The sequence below is a fragment of the Actinosynnema sp. NPDC023794 genome (genome assembly GCF_040639675.1).
GTDB lineage: Bacteria > Actinomycetota > Actinomycetes > Mycobacteriales > Pseudonocardiaceae > Actinosynnema > Actinosynnema luteola.
The window spans coordinates 29,265-44,777 of sequence record NZ_JBFAFR010000042.1 but is presented as its reverse complement, the minus strand read 5'-3'; the positions used below and the strand labels follow the sequence as shown (position 1 = coordinate 44,777).

Here is a 15,513-nt window from a genome sequence, read left to right as displayed (position 1 = left end):
GCGGTCAGCCCCGCAGCAGCCCGGTGATGCGCGCGTGCTCGGCCGCCATCTCCGGCGTGCCGAGGAAGTCGTCCAGCTCCGCCGACACCTGGTAGTCCACCTCGTTCAGGCTCGCGATCGCCAGGTCGGCCACGGCGTCGGGGTTCGGGTCGGCGAGGTAGTCGGCCCAGCGGTCCAGCGCTTCGAGGGCGAACGTGACCTGGGGATCCATGTCGCCGTCGGCGAGCGTGCCCGCGTCGATCCGGTCCAGCCAGGCGCGCAGCCGCTCGGGCGTGCTGCCGGCCGGGTCGGCGCAGGCCTCGGCGAACGCGTGCCGTGCGTCGTCGTCGAACTCCACCTCGGCCGCCGCGGGCAGTTCGTCGTCACCGGTCAACCGGGCGACCACCGCCGCAGCGAGCCGCCGCCGGCCACCCTCGTCGGCGGTCGCCACCGCCGCGCGGATCGCCTTCTCCACCTCGCCGTACTCCACGGCGTGATCCTAGGGACGCGACCGTCGCCACAGCACCGTTGCGCCACAGCTCGGCCAATAAGCCCCCGGCGTCGCATCTCATGGGCTACAGAGATCGCATGCCGATCTACTTGCGCGTCACGATGGCACTGTCGGCCGTGGTGACAGCGGTGTGCGCCGTGGTCCTGACGGTCGCGGTGCTCTCGGGCAACGCGACCGTGCAGCTGGAGCAACTGCGCACGTTCGACCGCACGGAGCTGTCCGACAAGGTGTTCGACCAGCTCCGCGAGCAGCACCCCGACTCCGGGATCACCGGGTGGAGCGGGGGCGACCACTCGGCGCCCTGTCCCGGTCACATCGCCATCAAGGAAGGCGTCACGTTCACCTGCACGTTCACGGACGACGGCAGGGAGCGGAAGGTGCGGGTGCACATCAAGGACACCTACAGCGGCGACTTGGAAGTCGGCCCGCCGTCACCGTGAGGTGGCACGGCACCCGTCGGGGGGGAGTGCCGTGCCCGCACGTCGGTCAGGCGGCGGCCGGGACCAGCAGGACCACGGTCTCGGCCACGCACCCGGGCTTCGGGTTGCCCTCGATCTCGACGGTCACCTTCACCACGGCCTGCTTGCCCTGAGCCGCGTCGGTGATCTCCGCCAGCTCGGCCCCGGCCCGCACCCGCGACCCGACGACCACCGGGCTCGGGAAGCGCACCTTGTTCAACCCGTAGTTCACGCCCATGGCCAGCCCTCGCACCGTGTAGATGTCCCTCACCAGCAACGGGATGAGCGACAACGTCAGGTAGCCGTGCGCGACCGGCGCGCCGAACGGGCCCGCGGCGGCCTTCTCCAGGTCCACGTGGATCCACTGGTGGTCGCCGGTGGCGTCGGCGAACAGGTTGATCTCCGCCTGCGTGATCTCGTGCCACTCGCCGTGGCCGAGGTGCTCGCCCTTGGCCGCCGCCAGCTCCTCCAGGTCAGCGAATACCCGCATCGTCAGTCCTTCGGTCCGCCGGCGACGTAGATGACCTGACCGGACACGAACCCGGCGCCCTCGCTGACCAGGAACGACGCCGTGTGCGCGATGTCCTCGGGCGTGCCGACGCGCTGGACCGGGATCGCCGCCGCCGCGCCCTTCTTGAAGTCCTCGAAGTCGACGCCCACCCGGGCCGCCGTCGCGGCGGTCATGTCGGTCGCGATGAACCCCGGCGCGATCGCGTTCACCGTCACGTTGAACTTGCCGAGCTCGATCGCCAACGTCTTGGTGAACCCCTGCAGGCCCGCCTTGGCGGCCGAGTAGTTCGCCTGGCCCCGGTTGCCCAGCGCCGACGTGCTGGACAGGTTGACGATGCGGCCCCACTTCGCCGCCGTCTGGAACTTCTGCACCGCCCGGCTCATCAGGAACGTGCCGCGCAGGTGGACGTTGATCACCGCGTCCCAGTCGTCGTCGGTCATCTTGAACAGCAGGTTGTCCCGCAGGATGCCCGCGTTGTTGACCAGCACGGTCGGCGCGCCGAGCTCGTCGGCCACCCGCTGCACGGCCGCGTCCACCGCCGCGCTGTCGCTGACGTCGACACCCACCGCCAACGCGGTCCCGCCGGAGGCCTTGATCTTCTCCACGGCCTCGGCGCAGCTGTCCTCGGCGAGGTCGAGCAGCGCGACGGCCATGCCGTCCTGCGCGAGCCGCGTGGCTACGGCGGCGCCGATGCCGCGTGCGGCACCGGTGACGATGGCCACCCGTGCGTCCGTCTCGGCCACGGTCAGTCCTCCTTGATCTGCGGGCCTAAGCAACCGCTTAGTAACCTACCGGCGACGTCGCCTTGACGCCAGAGCGCGTCAGGAGAACCATACCGACTGGTCGGAATGCCAGCCAGAGGAGGCGCGGTGGAGTTCTCGGGCAAGGTCGCACTGGTCACCGGTGCCGCGAACGGCATCGGCGCGGGGGTGGCACGCCGACTGGCCGCCGCCGGCGCGTCCGTCGTCGTCGCCGACGTGGACGACGCACGAGGCGAAGCCTTGGCCGAGGAGATCGGCGGCGTGTTCGCGCACTGCGACGTGCGCGATCCCCGGCACAACGAGGCGGCGGTCGCGACGGCCGCGGCGCGGTTCGGCGGGCTCGACATCGCCGTGCTCAACGCGGGTGTCGCCACCGGCTTCGGACTGGGTGACGACTTCGACGCCGAGCGGTACCGCACGGTCATGGGCATCAACCTCGACGGTGTGGTGTTCGGCGTGCACGCGGCGTTGCCCGAGCTGAAGAAGAGGGGCGGCGGGCGCATCGTCGCCACCGCCAGCATGGCAGGCCTGATGGCGATGCCCATGGACCCCCTCTACGGCGCGAACAAGGCCGCCGTCGTCGGCCTGGTGCGGGGCTTGGCGCCGGTGGCCGCCGCCGACGGCATCATCGTCAACGCGGTGTGCCCGTCGTTCGCCGACACCGCCATCATCACCGGCTTCAAGTCCGCCCTGGAGTCCGCGGGGATGCCGGTGATGAGCGTGGACGACGTGGTCGACGCGTTCGTCTCCGTGTTGCGCGACGGCGAACCAGGTGAATGCTGGTTCGTGCAGGCCGGACGTCCCAGCGCGCCGTTCACCTTCCCCAACCCGCCGGGCCCGCGCACCGCCACCGGTGAACGCGTGCGGCTCGACCACGACCCGATCGCCAAGGAGAACTGAGCACCGTGCGCGCCATCCAGATCACCGAGTTCGGCGGACCCGAGGTCCTCACCGAGGTCGAGCTGCCCGACCCCGTCGCGGGCGAGGGCGAACTGCTCGTCGACGTCAGCCGCGCGGGCCTCAACTACGCCGACACCCATCAAGCCGAGAACTCCTACCTGTCGAAGATGGAGCTGCCGCTGGTGCCCGGCGGCGAGGTCGTCGGCACGGCGGGCGACCGGCGCGTGGTGGGCCTCACCAACTTCGGCGGGTACGCGCAGAAGGCCGTGGTGCCCGAGGCGACCGCGTTCGACGTGCCGGACGGCGTGGACGACCTCACCGCGTTGAGCATGGTCGTGCAGGGTGCGACGGCCTGGCTGCTGCTGCGCCGCAGCGCCCACCTCGAGCCGGGGGAGAGCGTCGTCGTGCACGCCGCCGCCGGCGGGGTCGGGTCGCTGGCCGTGCAGCTGGCGAAGAAGTGGGGCGCGGGACGCGTCATCGCCACCGCGAGCACCGAGGACAAGCGCGCGCTGGCGCTGGAGCTGGGCGCGGACGTCGCGGTCGACTCCACCGCGGCGAACATGACCGATGCGCTGCGTGAGGCCAACGGCGGTCGGCGCGTCGACGTCGTGCTGGACATGACCGGCGGCGCGGTGACCGACCAGAGCATCGCCGCCCTGGCGCCGTTCGGGCGGCTCGCGTTCTACGGGATGGCGAGCCGGGAGCAGCCGACGCCGGTCGACCCGGGCCGACTCCTGGTCAAGTCCGCCGCCATCGCGGGCATGTGGCTGCCGCACGCGTTCAAGCTGCCCGGACGGGTCGTGCACCGGGCCATGGCCGAGCTGTTCGACCTGGTCCTGGCGGGCGACCTGCGGGCCGTGCCGGGCGGTGAGTACGGCCTGTCCGAGGTGCGCCGGGCGCACGAGGACCTGAGGGCCCGCCGCACCACCGGAAAACTCATTCTGGACCCGTCACGCTGAGGTCCCGCCCGGTTCGGTCTACGCGAATTCGGTCGTGGCGCCCTTGCGCAGCTGCGGGATCCGCTTGCTGAGCATCGAGAGGAGCTTCTCGGCCGCGTCGGGGCTCAGTGCCACGGTCGCGACGCGGTCGAAGCTGACTTCGTAGTCGCCGTCGGCGGTGATCGACTCGTCGAACACCGCCTCACCGGAGACCCTGAGGTAGACCGAGTGCTCGGTCGCGTCCGACTTGGCCTGCTGCTTCACCATCTGTGGACAACTCTCCTCTTGCTTGGTCGTACCCTATCTAGGCTATCTAGATAGGTTGTGGGCTGAAGCTACACAGAGAAACCTCGAGCTGTCTAGATGGGTTCTACGATGGAGTGATGGTGCAGAGGAAGCCGTGGGTGGAGATCGCAGAGGAACTCCGGCGGGAGATCCACCAAGGCGTCTACGGCCCCGGCGGGCGACTGCCTTCGGGAAGCGTCCTGATGAACCGCTTCGGGGTCGCCCGGCAGACTGTCCAGAACGCGATGGACCAACTCCGTGCCGAAGGGCTGGTGCTGAGCGTGGCCGGCAAAGGGTGGTTCGCCTCGGAGCGGAAGCCGATCGTCCGCCTTGCCCGCAACCGTCTGAGCAAGGCCGAGCGGACCGAGGGCCGCGGAACGTTCATGTCCGATGCGGCGGCAGGGAAGTGGCAGCCCGCTGTCACGGTGAAGGTCCGGCGGGAGCAAGCGCCCGAAGACGTCTGCTCCTACCTCGGGCTGGACTCGGGGTGTGAAGTTGTCGTGCGGGACCGGGTCATGCGTGCCGATGGCGAAGTGGTGCAGCTCGCCGTGTCTTACCTGCCCGTCGACGTCGCTGGTGGCACCCGGCTTGAAGAGGTCGACACCGGATCCGGTGGGACCTACGCACGACTGGAAGAGTCGGGCTTCGAGCTGACGCACTTCACCGAGGTGGTGTCGGCACGCTCACCGCGGCCCCGCGAGGCGGAACTCCTGCAGGTCCCGTTCGGGTTTCCCGTGATCCAGGTGATCCGGGTGGCCTTCGCGGGGGACCGCGCGGTGGAGGTCAACTACATGACGATGAGCAGCGATCGCTATCAGCTCGTGTACCAGATCGACGCCGATTGAGGTTGATCCGGTGGGCGTCGGGCAACCGGTCGAGCAGGCCCGCAACACCGGGAAGCTGGTCCTCGACCCGTCACGCCGAGGAAGGGTGCCGTCGCTCACGTTCGGGCGGCGGCACCCGTCCCGAGCAGGTCAGTCGCTCAGCTCGGCCAACGCGGCCTTGACCTTCGCGAGCTCGGCCTCCAGCTCCTCCATCCGCGTGCGGTGCTGGGCCCGGGCCGCCTCGATGACCTCGTCGATGCCGCCCGCGATGTCGTCGTGCAGCTCCTTGGCCGCCCGCGACACCGCCGCGGCGGAGATCGGCAGACCCTGCACGACCCGCTTGGTGCCGTGCACCAGGTCGGCCTGCCACTCGCCGTCGGCGGTCCCGGTCACGGTCAGCGTCAGCTCGACCGTGCGGGTCTTCTTCGCCGTCGACTTCGGCCGCTTCGCCGCGGGCTTGGCCTCCGCGGGCTGTTCGGGCTGCTCTGCCTGTGCCACGGGTGCGACCTCCTGCTGCACGGGTGCGGCGGGCGCCTCGGCGTCCACCGTCTCTTCCTGCTCCACGAGCGTGTCCGCCTGCACGTTCTCGTCGTCCTCTCTGCGCATCCGGCTCGACCCGGCGTGATCATAGAACACGTGTTCGATGGTGGGTCGATTGCCCCGCACAGCGTAGGGTGTCGGCCTTGTGAGCGGTTGGAGGGACTTCCCCGCTCGCCGGTTCTTGGACCGGTTGAGCGACGAACTCGGTATTGCGGCGGTGCTGGCGCCTGGCGTCCTGGCGCCGGGGGTGCTGGCGGCGATCGACCAGCACGGTGCGGCGGTGCGCGACATCCTCGCGTTCGGCGTGCCGGCGGCGGCGGTGGCCGGCGCGGTGCTGCTGGCCGGGTACGCCAAGGGCGTGCTCGACGAGGCGAAGGCGCAGGGCTGGGAGCCGCCGGCGATCGTGGACTGGGCGAACGCGGACTGGTTGACGCTGAGGCTGGCCTCCGTCTGCCACCTCGCCCGGCGCGACGAACCGGCGTTGGAAGGCTAGTCCGAGGCACCGCGCCAGGTCGCCCCCGAGCGGAGCGCTGATCGCGCGACGGCACCGGATCGTCGTGTCCACGTCACAGGCTCTGGAGGCTGCGGACGGTCGTCGTCATCCTGCCGGGGTCCGACTCGGCGTCGCTGTTCACCGAGTGCGCGTGGTCCCGCTCCTCCACGACGATGTAGTAGTGCTGGCCGTGGACGGTGACCTTCACCCGGCTGCTCGGGCGCGGGTGGATGTGGGCGACCGTTGCGACCTCCCGGTTCTCGCCGAAGACGCGGGACGTCCGGGTGGCGTCCGAGGCGGTCTCCAGGAGCTGTCGACCGGCCAGCAGGCGGGTGACCAGCACCTCGGTCAGGTAACCGCGGAGCTTGGCGGCGCTGAAGCCAGGTCCGGGGAGTCCGCCGAGCTCCCTGTAGACCTTCATGGCCGCCTCCGCCAGCGGGGTCGCCGCCGAGTCGACGAGCCAGGCCAGCAGGAGCCTCGCCTCGTCGTCGTTGAGGACGGTCATCACCACGTCCTGGATGCTCGCCTTGAGCAGGACGTCGAAGTGGTGCTTGTCGCCCTCCGCGACGACCTCCCGATCGAAGCCGTGGAAGCGGTACTTCGCCTCCTGGTGCAACTGCTGGGTGAACAGTGCCCGTACGTTCGCCCCGGCGGTCAGGTTCCCCGCGTTGTTGTGTTTGCTGCTCCAGTTCTCGTTGACGGCCCTCTGGAGTTTGACGGCCTCCGCCCTCGCCAAGGTGTACGCTTCGCGCTCCGTCGCGGAGGGCTTGAAGAAGTTCGTGAAATCCCCGGGTCGAAGCGGCGCCGGGGCCTGGGCCCCTCCCCGCCCCCTCCCCGCGGCGCCGCGACCGGCCGGCGCCCCTCCCCGTGCCCTGCCCGCGGCGGCGCCGCGACCGGCTGCGCCTCCTCCCTGCCCCGCCCCGGGCGCCGCCGGCGGGCGTGGTCCGCCCACCTTGACGTAGGGCGTGGAGACATTGCTCTGCGCGTTGGTGTTGGTGGTCGTCTTCGTCTGCTTCGCCAGCCGTGTGGCCGGTGCCGTCTGCTCCGGGTCCGATGACGGCGTGGGGTCCAGTTTGAACGGGTTCTCGTTCCCGTTTTCCGGCTTCTTCAAGCTCTTGTTGTACTGCTTGATGATCTCGCTGACGGTGAGGCCGGCGTTGCCGCCACCCCCGAATGCCTGCTTGAGCTTCTCCCTGGAGTCGAGGAGGTCTTCGTCCGCGTACCTGGCCGTCGGCAGCGGTCCGTAGACGAGTTCGATCGTGGGGGTGCCGCCCATCCGGTCCATCCCCTCGACCACCAGTTTCAGCACCGGCTGGTCGAGGTCGGGCGTCTTGGCCGGGGTGTGGGCGATCGACTCCTTGTTCTCCACCGTCCCGCTCAGGACGTCCAGGTAGGAGCCGGACAGCTCGATCTCCAGGCCGGTGATGTTCGGGTCGCTCAGGGTGGTCGGCTGGGTCCGAACCCCTGCGGCGCCCTGCCCGTACTCGTCGGCCCACGCGGCCACCAGCGCCGGGTTGACCTCCCGGCTCTGGAGGAGCTGCCGCAACCTGTTCGCGGAGCCGGGCGTGGGGTCGTTGACGACGGCCACCGGGTTCTGCCGGGCGAGGCGGATCTCGAAGAAGGTGACGAAGTCGGGGTCGTTCGCCACGTCGTGCTGGGCCAGCAGTTGGTTGAAGTCGTTCATCGTCATCCGCTGGACGACCGGTGCCCGCTGGACAGCGGGGTGGGCGTGCCCGGCGTGCGACTCGTGGCCGTGTGCGTGGCCGTGTGCGTCGGGTGCCGGGCGGGACATGACGCGGTGCGCCTCGGCCTCGGCGGCGCGCTCGTAGGAGTCGCCGGGGTCGGACACCGCGACGCCGTCCTCGCGCGTGGTGGTCGACACGGGGCCGCTGCGCTGCTGGATGACGTGGACCAGCTCGTGGGCCAGGGTGTGCCGGTCGCCGCCGCCGGAGCCGACGACCACGTGGTTGCCCGAGGTGTAGGCGTGGGCGCCCATCTCGGCCGCCGAGCGCTGGGCGGCGGTGTCGGTGTGCACGCGCACGTCGGAGAAGTCGGCGCCCAGCCGGGCCTCCATCTCGTCGCGGACCGGCGCGTCGAGGGGTCGGCCGGCGGAGCTCAGCACGTCGTGCACGGTGGAGCGCTGGACCGGGTGCTCCGGTTGCCCCCGCATCATCCTGGCGACGGCGGTGTTGCCGATCGTGCGTTGCAGGGCCACCAGCGCGGACGGCGCGAGTGCCTCCGAGGGTGCCTTGGTGCGGGCGACCGGTTCGGCGACCGGCTGCCCGCCGTGCTTGTGTTCGGGCTCCTGCGCGTGCATGGCTGCTCTCCGTGGGCCGTGGTGGATGCGGCTACCACGTGCCTACCTCGGTTCGGCGGCGAGTGGGAGAAGCGGGAGGCCGGCGGCGGGGCAAACAGTTGCCCTTGCGCACCCCGCGGTCGAACGGTTCGGCGAAGGGCGATCTTCGGCGGAGTCGGCTGTGGGGGACCGTCAGCCACGAGTCCGCGCCGGACATCACCGACGAGCCGCGCTGAACGCCGGTACCGGGCGTCGACGGTGTCCACGACCAGTACCAGCCGGTTGGGTCGCCGTCGTACCGGCCGAACGTCGGGCGGATTCGCTGACCAGCGGCGATGTGCCAACCCCGCGGTGTCGCCCTCCGCTCAGCCGCAGGTCGGGTTCGCCGCGTGTGCCAGCCTGGCCGCCGCCACCCGCCTCTCCACCCACTCCCACCCCTGACCCCCGCGAGAGTCCTACGTCCAAGCCTCGAGAGTCCTACGTTCAGAGGTCCTGAGTTCAACGCTCGACCGACCGGGCGGTCTGGCCGAGCGTTGAACTCAGGGGTGGTCCCGCCCGTCGAGCAGATCCGCCCGGTCCTTCTCCGTTGCTACGGCGACCCCCACCACTTCACGTGCGAACCCGCCACGTGCACCCGCCGCTTCACCCGCGAACCCACCAGGTCAGCGGCGAAGCGACAGTTCTTGTCGGTGGGTGCCGGCAGAATAAAAGCAGGGGTCCCCTTGGCGAGGACCCCTGCGTAGCGTCGATCCGTCCTCACGAGGGCCGGACCTCACGCGATGTCGTTACCGCTGCTCACCCGGCGGGTACTGGCCGGGGTGCGGTTGCACGGGCCGGGTCGGTTGGGCCTGCGGCATCGGCTGGCCCACCGGCGGCGTCGGCATGCTCGCCGCGTGAGCCGGGGTCTCGGTCATCCGGGTGGTCTGCTCGGCTGGCGACACGCCCTGCGCGGTCCGCTGCACGTCCTCACGGCCCCGCTGGTAGGCCTCGGCCTGCGCCTTCGCCTGCGGAGCCTCGTTCTCGGCCTTCGTCAGCCAACCCTCCCAGCGCTGCTGCATGGGCTTGATCAGACCACCGCCGACGCCGATGACCGCGATACCGCCGACCGTGGCCAGGATGGTGATCAGGATCGGGGTGGTGACGGTGGTGGCGACGCCGATCTGGTTCAGCGCCGCGATCACGCCGAGCGCGATGATGAACCACGAGGCGATCTTGCCGAGCGTCGGGCCGTAGGACAGCCCGCCGAGCGCGCGCGAGGTGATGTCCTGCACGGCACGCGCGATGGCGGCGGCGACCACGATGATCACGATCGCGACGATCGCCCTCGGCAGCCAGGCCACGATCTCGGTCAGCAGGGTGCTCACCGGGTTCGAGCCGAAGATCCCGAACGCGATCTGGAGCGCGATCAGCAGCACCGCGTAGTACACGATCTGCGAGACCAGCCCCGAGGCGTCGAACTTGGACCGCGCCATCGCGTCGCTGAGCCCACCGCGCTGCACGGCGCGGTCGAAGTGCAGGCGGGCCAGCAGCTTCTTCACCGCCGCCCGCAGCACCCGGGCGACGATCCACCCGATGAGCAGCACGACGAGGAATCCGACGAGTTTGGGCAGGAAGGTCACCACGTTGCGCAGGGCGTCACCGGTTGCGTCACCGATGCCTTGAGCCTGCACCGTCTGCGCGGCGAGCAGGGCTTTCATCGTCTTCGACCTCCTCGGTCGACCGGTTCGTCTCCAGCAACCGGTTACCCGAGGTGGCCATGTCAAACCTCTCGTCCTCCGACCGGGTGACGCCGGGCCAGGCGCACCACGATCGGCGGTATCCGCCCTGGTCAGACCTCGGGCGGCAGCCGGACCGCCCGGTCCACCTCCACGTGCGCGACGCCGGGCACGGCGCCGAGCCGGTCGCCCCCGCCGGGGACGACCGACCCGGTCACCACGCCCAACCCCTCCAGCACCTGCTCGACCACCATCCCGGCGTCACGCAGCGCCGCCACGACGGTGGGCAGGTCCGCCACGCTGCCGTCGGCGACCGAGACCACGACCTTGTCCACGGGCGCCTCCGTCAGGGGCTCAGGGAGCTTGCACCAATCCTGCACCCACATCCGTGGAAGGCAAGCCCAGTCGACGACCGGACTGCGCCAGCCTCGCCCACAGCTCCCACCCGCGCGCGTTGTGCTTCTCCGAGATGAGCGCCGCGACGCCCGCGACGTGCGGCGTGGCCATGCTCGTCCCCTGGATGCGCTTGTGCATGCCCAGGCCGCCGTCCTCCTTGTTCCAGCTGGAGTAGACGTCCACACCGGGGCCGACGATGTCGACCTGGCCGACGGTGTCGACCGTCCCGCAGGAGAAGAACGCGATCGCCCGCTGCACGTCCACCGCGCCGACGGAGAGGATCGACGGGCAGTTGGCCGGGTGGCCGACCGGCGCGACCTTGCCCGGCCGGCTGCTCTCGTTGCCGGCCGCCGCGATGATCAACGTGCCCTTCGCCAACGCGCGCATGGCGGCCTGCTCGAAGATCTGCGAGTGCGGCGTGCCCGGTCGCACGCTCGCGCCCAGCGACATCGAGACGACCGCGCAGCCGTTGGCGATGGCCCACTCGATGCCCGCCAGGATGCCGCTGTCGGTGCCGCTGCCCTGGTTCGACAGGACCTTGCCCGCGTAGATCTCGGCCTCGTACGCGACGCCGTAGCCGGGACCGCCGGTGGCGGCTTTGCGCGGGCCCGCGGCGGAACCGATGCAGTGCGTGCCGTGGCCGTGCGCGTCGTCCACCGTCTCGCCGGTGATGAACGACTGCGTCATCACGGTGCGGCCCGCGAAGTCCGGGTGCGCGACCGTGAAACCGGTGTCGAGCACGGCGACGCGCACGCCCTTGCCGGTGGCCGAGCTGATGTTCGCGCCGACGGCCTGCAAGCCCCACGTGAACACCGACTCGTCCACGGCGGGCGCCGCGGCCTGGTCGACGCCCGTGTCGGGCGGCGCGGTGTAGGCGTGCACGACCCGCTCGGCCTCGACCACGGAGATCGGGCCCGGCGCCTCGGCGGCCCGGGTCAGCTGCTGGACCTGGTCGGGCGTCGCGTTGACCACCGCGATGCCGAGGTCCTGGAAGATGACGCCATCGGCGGCGGCGACCTCGGCCCTGGTGGCCGAGTCCGCGGTGCTCGCGGCGCTGATCCCGGCGACCCGGTTCATCTCCCGCGCGCCGGCCGTGACCGATTTGTCGTCGAGGAGCACGAGGTAGCGGCCGGTCGTCTCGGCTTCCGTTGGTTGTGACATGACGACCCCCTTCGGGGATGGACGGCAGTCAGGTGTAACCCCGGATCACGTTCGGGCTCAATCGACCGGAAGAGTTGGCCGTGAACGCGAACGTGTTCGTCTGCCGTAGTGGAGCCGTCGGGACGCGAAGAGATACAGGTCAGGCAGTTGCCGGTGCGGGACCACGCTTTCGGGTGAACTTCCTGGCCAGCGGCTCCACCACGCGTGCCGCGACCGGTCCCAGCACGGCCATCAGCAGCACATAAGCCGTCGCCAGCGCCGCCAGCTGCTCGTCCACCGCGCCCGACGCCACCGTCAGCGACGCGATGACGATCGAGAACTCACCCCGCGCCACCAGCGCCGCGCCCGCCCGGGCCCGGCCCATCCGCCCGATGCCCTGCCGCCGCGCGGCCCACCACCCGGTGGCCACCTTCGTCAGCGTCGTCACCACGGCCAGCGCCACCGCGAGCGCCAGCACCGGCGGGATCGACGCCGGATCGGTGTTCAGGCCGAAGACCACGAAGAACATCGCCGCGAACAGGTCGCGCAACGGCTCCAGCATCCGCGTGGCGTTCTCCGCCGTCGACCCCGAGATCGCGATGCCGAGCAGGAACGCGCCCACCGCCGCGGACACCTGCAGCTCCGACGCCACACCGGCCACCAGCAGCGCCGCGCCGAGCACCTTGAGCAGGAACACCTCCGGGTCGGGGCTGTCCACCAGCGCCGACACGTACCGGCCGAACTTCAGCGCGATCACCAGCACGACCGTGATCGCGGCCAGCGAGATGCCCACCGCGGTCAGCCCGCCGACGAAGCTCACGCCCGCCAGCACGGCGGTCAGGATCGGCAGGTACACCGCCATCGCCAGGTCCTCGAACACCAGCACCGACAGCACCACCGGGGTCTCCCGGTTGCCCAGCCGACCGAGGTCGCCGAGGACCTTGGCGATGATCCCGGACGACGAGATGTAGGTGACGCCGCCCATGGCCAGCGCGCCGAGCGGTCCCCAGCCCAGGATCAACGCCGCGATCACGCCCGGCGTCGCGTTCAGCACGATGTCCATGAGCCCGGCCGTCCACGACCGCTTGAGGCCCGTCACCAGCTCGGCGGCCGAGTACTCCAGGCCGAGCAGGAGCAGCAGGAGGATGACGCCGATCTCGCTGGAGAGGTGCGTGAAGTCCTCGATGCCGTGCAACGGCACCAGGCCGCCCTGCCCGAAGGCCAGGCCGCCGATCAGGTAGAGCGGGATCGGGGAGATGCCGATCCGCCACGCCATCTTGCCGAGCAGGCCCAGCCCGAAGAAGACCGCGCCGAGTTGGATCAGCGCGAGTGCGGTGCTGTGCAAGGTGTTCAGCCACCGCCCAGCAGTTCGGCCGCGGCGCCGAGGCCGTCCGCCGTGCCGACCACGACGACGAGGTCGCCGCCCTGGAAGACGAAGTCGGGGCGCGGCGACGGGTGCACCGTGCCCGCGCGCACGACGGCCACGATGGACGCGCCGGTGCGGGTGCGCAGCTCGGTCTCGGCCAGCGGGCCGCCGTCGAACCGGGAGCCGGGCACGATCGGGAACTGCTTGGTGGAGATGCCCGCGACCTCGCGCTGCTGCTCCTGCAGGTGCGCGACGAGCTGCGGCGAGCCGAGCAGCCCGGCCAGGGTGCTCGCCTCGGCGGGCGTCAGCGCTATGGACGCCGTGCAGTCGTCCGGGTCGTCGAGGGACGAGACGATCAGCTCGAACTTGCCGTCACGGTGGGTGATCACCCCGATCCGGCGGCCCGCGCGGATCATGAAGTCCTGACGGGTGCCGATCCCCGGAAGCGGCGTCACCTCGACGTTCACACCATGTGATCCTAGCCGAGTGACAGGACTGGTTCGCCCGATCGATCGAGGCTGGGTCGTGCGCGACCGCGTGCCCGGGCCGGACGTCGACGAGTTCGCCGAGCCGGAGCGGATCGTCGCCGCGCTGGCCCGCGCCCGTCCCGGCACGCTGCTCGCCGTCCAACACCCGCACCGCACGCCCGCCGCGCTGGCCGCGGGGTCGAGCCTGCTCGACGCCCTGCCGCACGCCGTCGCGGAACTCGCCCACCTGCGGCGCAACGCCTACCGGGAGGTGCGGGACGTGGTCGCGCCGTACCGGGTGGACGGGCCGGACGGCACCGCGCACGGGCTGTTGTGCATGGTCGACCCGGCCGCGGTCGGGCACACCGAGGAGGTGTACCCGGACGTCGTCGCCGAACGCGCTCGCGTGCTGGCCGGCCTCGGCTGCGTGACGAGCGCGGCGATGCTGGTGCCCGTGGCCCGCGAGGTCCGGCTGACCCGGCTGGTGGCGGAGGTCGACGACGAGCCCGCCGTGTCCGTGGTCGATCCCGGCGGGCGGCGGCACTGGCTGTGGCTCGTGGGTCCGGGCGAACGGCAGGACGCGCTGGTGGAAGCGGCGGGCGAGCACCCCCTGATGGTGGCCGACGGCAACCACCGGGTGGCGGCGTCGGCCGGGCTGTCGGGACTGCTGGCGCTGGTCACGGCCGGTCCGGACCTGCGGATCGGGTCGATCCACCGTGCCGTGGCGGGTACCGGGCTGTCGCTGGCGGACATGGTGGTCGCGTGGCGGGCGCTCGGGCTGGTGGTGACGCCGGTCGACGCGGCGACGCGGCCGTCACCGGGCGTGGTGGTCGCGGTGGCCGGGTCGTCCGCGGTGCGCGTCGGGCTGCCGTCGGCCGGCGTGGACCACGCGTTCGTCGAGGCCGTGCTGCTGGACAAGGCGCTCGGGCTGGACCCGGAGAGCCCGCACGTGCGCCCGGTGACGGGTGACGTGCCCACCGAGGGGGTCGACGCCGTGCTGCTGATCGCGCCCGTGCCGCTGGCGGACGTGCTGGCCGTGCACGAGGCGGGCGGTCGGATGCCGCGCAAGAGCACCTACTTCACACCGAAGCCGCGCAGCGGGCTGCTGCTCGCGGACCTGGGCTAGTGGCCCTCTCAGTTTGACTGTGAGTGGCTATTTCCTGATGCCACTTCAGAGACCACGCTGGTGGCGTGTACGTGCCCGCTCACTTCGCGCCCGACGACGACTCCGTCCGTGACCTGCTCCGGCGGCACGGCGCGGCCGACCTGATCACCGCGACGGATCGTGGCCTGGTCGCCACGTTCCTGCCGTTCGTCCACGACGAGGGGGCGGGGGTGCTGCGAGGGCACCTGGCCCGCAACAACGAGCACTGGCGGCTTCCCGCGGTGGGGGAGGGGCTGGTCATCGTGCGCGGGCCGGACGCCTACGTCTCGCCGTCCTGGTACCCGGGCAAGGCCGAGCACGGGCGGGTCGTGCCCACGTGGAACTACATCACCGCGCACGTCTACGGGCAGGTCGCGTTCCACGACGACCCCGAGTGGGTCGGGCGGGTGGTGCGGGAGTTGACCGGGAAGCACGAAGCCGGTCGGGAGCGGCCCTGGGCGGTGGACGACCCGCCCGGGAAGTTCATCGCCGGGCAGCTGCGCGCCGTGGTGGGGGTCGAAGTGGCCATCACCCGGGTCGAGGCGAAGTGGAAGCTCAGCCAGAACCGGTCCGCGGTCGACGTCGACGGGGTGGTCGCCGGGCTGCGGGCCGAGGGCGACGAGGTCACGGCCGCCGCGGTCGACAGGGCACGGCGTCGCCCGGTTCCCGGTGAGTAGTCCGCAGGCTCCCGGGGAGTTGCCCGTCGGCGGGGGCGACGACTGGCCCTGATGCGGGTGTGACGGGCCGCACCAGGCACAATTGGGGGTCGACGACCGTCGTCGCGTTGAG

General features: G+C 71.2%; 18 protein-coding genes. 7 read left to right on the top strand and 11 right to left on the bottom strand.

What is annotated here, in order from left to right:
- Nucleotides 1–4 precede the first annotated feature (4 nt).
- Nucleotides 5–469, bottom strand: coding sequence for a hypothetical protein (locus tag AB0H12_RS41435; RefSeq protein WP_499631043.1), 465 nt, complete (start codon nucleotides 467–469; stop codon nucleotides 5–7).
- 98 nt (nucleotides 470–567) lie between these two features.
- Here AB0H12_RS41435 and AB0H12_RS41430 point away from each other — a divergent pair, with 98 nt between their 5' ends.
- Entirely contained in the window at nucleotides 568–930 is a 363-nt protein-coding gene (locus tag AB0H12_RS41430; RefSeq protein WP_499631040.1) for a DUF4333 domain-containing protein, read from the top strand.
- A gap of 46 nt (nucleotides 931–976) precedes the next feature.
- Here the strand turns inward: AB0H12_RS41430 and AB0H12_RS41425 are convergent, their stop codons facing one another.
- Nucleotides 977–1,438, bottom strand: a complete 462-nt coding sequence (locus AB0H12_RS41425) for a MaoC family dehydratase (RefSeq protein ID WP_499631037.1) — start codon at nucleotides 1,436–1,438, stop codon at nucleotides 977–979.
- A 2-nt stretch (nucleotides 1,439–1,440) separates the two neighbouring features.
- Nucleotides 1,441–2,202 carry a 3-oxoacyl-ACP reductase FabG gene (fabG, locus tag AB0H12_RS41420; RefSeq protein ID WP_499631034.1) on the bottom strand — a complete coding sequence of 254 codons (762 nt, stop codon included), beginning with the start codon at nucleotides 2,200–2,202 and terminating at the stop codon, nucleotides 1,441–1,443.
- Between the two features lie 126 nt (nucleotides 2,203–2,328).
- On the opposite strand from fabG, the gene AB0H12_RS41415 reads away from it, so the two are divergent.
- A complete protein-coding gene (locus AB0H12_RS41415; RefSeq protein ID WP_499631031.1) occupies nucleotides 2,329–3,120 on the top strand; it encodes an SDR family NAD(P)-dependent oxidoreductase in 792 nt (263 codons plus the stop codon).
- Between the two features lie 5 nt (nucleotides 3,121–3,125).
- A complete protein-coding gene (locus AB0H12_RS41410; protein WP_499631028.1) occupies nucleotides 3,126–4,079 on the top strand; it encodes a quinone oxidoreductase family protein in 954 nt (317 codons plus the stop codon).
- A gap of 18 nt (nucleotides 4,080–4,097) precedes the next feature.
- Here AB0H12_RS41410 and AB0H12_RS41405 read toward each other — a convergent pair whose 3' ends face one another.
- Nucleotides 4,098–4,325, bottom strand: coding sequence for a hypothetical protein (locus AB0H12_RS41405; RefSeq protein WP_499631025.1), 228 nt, complete (start codon nucleotides 4,323–4,325; stop codon nucleotides 4,098–4,100).
- 116 nt (nucleotides 4,326–4,441) lie between these two features.
- On the opposite strand from AB0H12_RS41405, the gene AB0H12_RS41400 reads away from it, so the two are divergent.
- The gene (locus AB0H12_RS41400; protein ID WP_499631022.1) at nucleotides 4,442–5,188 is read left to right on the top strand and encodes a GntR family transcriptional regulator; all 747 of its coding nucleotides are present in this window, start codon (nucleotides 4,442–4,444) and stop codon (nucleotides 5,186–5,188) included.
- A gap of 129 nt (nucleotides 5,189–5,317) precedes the next feature.
- On the opposite strand, the gene AB0H12_RS41395 is transcribed toward AB0H12_RS41400, so the two are convergent.
- Nucleotides 5,318–5,803 carry a DUF6319 family protein gene (locus AB0H12_RS41395; RefSeq protein ID WP_499631019.1) on the bottom strand — a complete coding sequence of 162 codons (486 nt, stop codon included), beginning with the start codon at nucleotides 5,801–5,803 and terminating at the stop codon, nucleotides 5,318–5,320.
- Nucleotides 5,804–5,852: 49 nt separating this feature from the next.
- Here AB0H12_RS41395 and AB0H12_RS41390 point away from each other — a divergent pair, with 49 nt between their 5' ends.
- The gene (locus AB0H12_RS41390; RefSeq protein WP_498782192.1) at nucleotides 5,853–6,200 is read left to right on the top strand and encodes a DUF6401 family natural product biosynthesis protein; all 348 of its coding nucleotides are present in this window, start codon (nucleotides 5,853–5,855) and stop codon (nucleotides 6,198–6,200) included.
- A gap of 73 nt (nucleotides 6,201–6,273) precedes the next feature.
- Here AB0H12_RS41390 and AB0H12_RS41385 read toward each other — a convergent pair whose 3' ends face one another.
- From AB0H12_RS41385 to AB0H12_RS41360, 6 genes are all read right to left on the bottom strand, one after another.
- Entirely contained in the window at nucleotides 6,274–8,517 is a 2,244-nt protein-coding gene (locus tag AB0H12_RS41385; RefSeq protein ID WP_499631016.1) for an eCIS core domain-containing protein, read from the bottom strand.
- 764 nt (nucleotides 8,518–9,281) lie between these two features.
- The gene (locus AB0H12_RS41380; RefSeq protein WP_499631013.1) at nucleotides 9,282–10,193 is read right to left on the bottom strand and encodes a mechanosensitive ion channel family protein; all 912 of its coding nucleotides are present in this window, start codon (nucleotides 10,191–10,193) and stop codon (nucleotides 9,282–9,284) included.
- Between the two features lie 131 nt (nucleotides 10,194–10,324).
- Nucleotides 10,325–10,546 (bottom strand): hypothetical protein, encoded by a 222-nt coding sequence (locus tag AB0H12_RS41375; RefSeq protein WP_230571295.1) that lies wholly within the window; start codon nucleotides 10,544–10,546, stop codon nucleotides 10,325–10,327.
- 19 nt (nucleotides 10,547–10,565) lie between these two features.
- On the bottom strand, nucleotides 10,566–11,768 hold the full coding sequence (locus AB0H12_RS41370) for a S8 family serine peptidase (protein WP_499631010.1): 1,203 nt from the start codon (nucleotides 11,766–11,768) through the stop codon (nucleotides 10,566–10,568).
- A 139-nt stretch (nucleotides 11,769–11,907) separates the two neighbouring features.
- Nucleotides 11,908–13,092: a cation:proton antiporter gene (locus AB0H12_RS41365; RefSeq protein WP_499631008.1), complete on the bottom strand. Its 1,185-nt coding sequence runs from the start codon at nucleotides 13,090–13,092 to the stop codon at nucleotides 11,908–11,910.
- 5 nt (nucleotides 13,093–13,097) lie between these two features.
- On the bottom strand, nucleotides 13,098–13,580 hold the full coding sequence (locus tag AB0H12_RS41360) for a cation:proton antiporter regulatory subunit (RefSeq protein WP_499631005.1): 483 nt from the start codon (nucleotides 13,578–13,580) through the stop codon (nucleotides 13,098–13,100).
- Nucleotides 13,581–13,599: 19 nt separating this feature from the next.
- Here AB0H12_RS41360 and AB0H12_RS41355 point away from each other — a divergent pair, with 19 nt between their 5' ends.
- Nucleotides 13,600–14,706 (top strand): DUF1015 family protein, encoded by a 1,107-nt coding sequence (locus tag AB0H12_RS41355; protein ID WP_499631002.1) that lies wholly within the window; start codon nucleotides 13,600–13,602, stop codon nucleotides 14,704–14,706.
- Nucleotides 14,707–14,771: 65 nt separating this feature from the next.
- Nucleotides 14,772–15,401, top strand: a complete 630-nt coding sequence (locus AB0H12_RS41350) for an FMN-binding negative transcriptional regulator (protein ID WP_499630999.1) — start codon at nucleotides 14,772–14,774, stop codon at nucleotides 15,399–15,401.
- Nucleotides 15,402–15,513 lie beyond the last annotated feature (112 nt).